This window comes from Marinimicrobium sp. UBA4509, assembly GCF_002388575.1.
Classification (GTDB): domain Bacteria; phylum Pseudomonadota; class Gammaproteobacteria; order Pseudomonadales; family Cellvibrionaceae; genus Marinimicrobium; species Marinimicrobium koreense.
The window spans coordinates 39,716-41,726 of the sequence record NZ_DGMV01000032.1; the positions used below are offsets into that span (position 1 = coordinate 39,716).

Sequence of the window (2,011 nt, forward strand, 5' to 3'; positions counted from 1 at the left end):
CGGCGGGGGTTTTGCTGCCGATGGCCAGGCCGATCGGCATGTGCAGACGCTCGATGTCCGCGTCGTTCAGGCCACCGGAGCGGCGCAGGCGTTCGGCGCGGTTGGCGGAGGTTTTGCGCGAGCCCATGACGCCGATGTAAAACGCCTCGGTGCGCACCGCTTCCATCATCGCCAGGTCGTCGATTCTCGGATCGTGGGTCAGAGCCACTACCGCCGTGGCGGCATGGGCGTGCTGCTCGATGTAGAGCGATGGCAGGACGGCCTCGACATTGACCCCCGGCACGTTAAAGGTGGCTACTTCGTCATCGCGCGGATCGCACACAATCACATCAAATCCCAGTGCCTGGGCAAACTCGGCGCAGGCAGCGGACACCGGGCTGATGCCGGCGATGATCAAGCGCAGCGTGGGGCCGACCCGGATGCGCACGGCCTGTTCATCACGCTCCACTCGCGGACCGAGGGCCGAGCCCTCGACAAAGGTCGATTCACCATTGTCCAGCAGCACCGAGCGGATCAACGATTGCTGACCCCGCATTGCCTCTCGCAACGTCTGAAGATGCGCGCGGTGTTCTTCCGTCGGGGTCAGTCGTTCAATCAGAACGTCGAGCACCCCACCGCAGGGAAGCGTGACCTTTGGGCCGGAGACTTCATCGTTGCCATAGCGGATCTGGGACAACGGCTGATGAAAATCACCGGCGCGCAGTCGGGCCAGAAAGTCTTCCTCGACACAACCACCGGACAGTGAGCCCACGTGTTGACCGTCCGAGCGGGCCACCATCATGGAGCCGGGTTCGCGTGGCGAGGAGCCGAAGGTGGCGAGAACGGTGCACAGCCAGATGGGTTGGTTATTGTCCAGCCATTGTAGGGCCCGTTCGATGACTTGCAGGTCGAGGTGTTGCATGGTTTTTTCGCTTTGTTTCGGGTTTGGTTACAGCATAGCGGAGTTGTGTCGTATTGTCGTGGTTGTGGAGTGTTATTCGCTGGCACCATACTTTAAGATGACTCATTCAATTAACGCATTTTATTCACCCTATGCCCTCATCCCTACCCCTGGTTTATCACCCGGCCTACAGCTTCCCTTTCCCGGAGCGACACCGGTTTCCGATGGCGAAGTTTGGCCTGCTGGCCGAGCACCTGCGCCGCATCGGTCTGCTGCGCCCGGAGAACAGCTTTCGGCCCGGGCCCTGCAAGCCGCTGTGGTTGGAGCAGACCCACTGCCCGGACTACCTGCAGCGCTTTATCTCTCGGGCCCAGTCACCTCGGGAACTTCGGCAGATGAACCTGCCCTGGAGCGAGGGGTTGCTCAAGCGCACGCTGATTGCGCCCTCGGGCACGGTGCTGGCCGCACAGCTGGCACTTCATACCGGCCTGGCCTGCCATCTGGCCGGCGGCACTCACCACGCACACTATGACTACGCCTCGGGCTTCTGCATTCTGAACGATCTGGCGATAGCCGCAAAGGTGCTGATTCGCCAGAGCGGTGTCGGGCGGGTGCTGATTTTTGACTGCGACGTCCATCAGGGGGACGGCACCGCCGCACTGCTGGCGGATGAGCCCCACGCCTTTACCTGTTCGCTGCACTGCGACAATAACTTTCCGTTCGACAAACAGCGCAGTGATCTCGATGTGCCGCTGCCCGATGGCATGGGGGATGAGGATTATCTGCGGGTGGTGATGGACACTCTCGAACAGGTACTTACGGATTTTCAGCCCGATATCGTCCTCTATGATGCGGGGGTAGACGTCTATGCCGGAGACCCGCTCGGGAGGCTGAACATTACGGAGGCGGGCATTCGAGAGCGGGATCGGCGGGTGTTGAGTGAATTGCTTAAGCGGGATATTCCGGTGGCGACGGTGATTGGGGGCGGTTACGATGATGACCGGTTGGCATTGGCGCGGCGCCATGGGATTGTGGTGGAGGAAGCGGCGAAGTTGCGGGGGTGATGTGGTTGGCGGAGAGTCGGTTACGGCGGATGCGGGAAAGTGTGGGAACGGCGGATGCGCCTTCGGC

At 61.5% G+C, this 2,011-nt stretch carries 2 protein-coding genes; one reads left to right on the forward strand and one right to left on the reverse strand.

The features are described 5' to 3' along the window. Positions 1-901: XdhC family protein (locus B3520_RS04195; RefSeq protein WP_286875476.1), on the reverse strand; the 901-nt coding region annotated here is incomplete at its 3' end. 131 nt (positions 902-1,032) lie between these two features. Between B3520_RS04195 and B3520_RS04200 the strand changes: the two genes are divergently transcribed. Beyond that, positions 1,033-1,944: a histone deacetylase family protein gene (locus tag B3520_RS04200; RefSeq protein ID WP_286807296.1), complete on the forward strand. Its 912-nt coding sequence runs from the start codon at positions 1,033-1,035 to the stop codon at positions 1,942-1,944. The last annotated feature ends 67 nt before the right edge of the window (positions 1,945-2,011 follow it).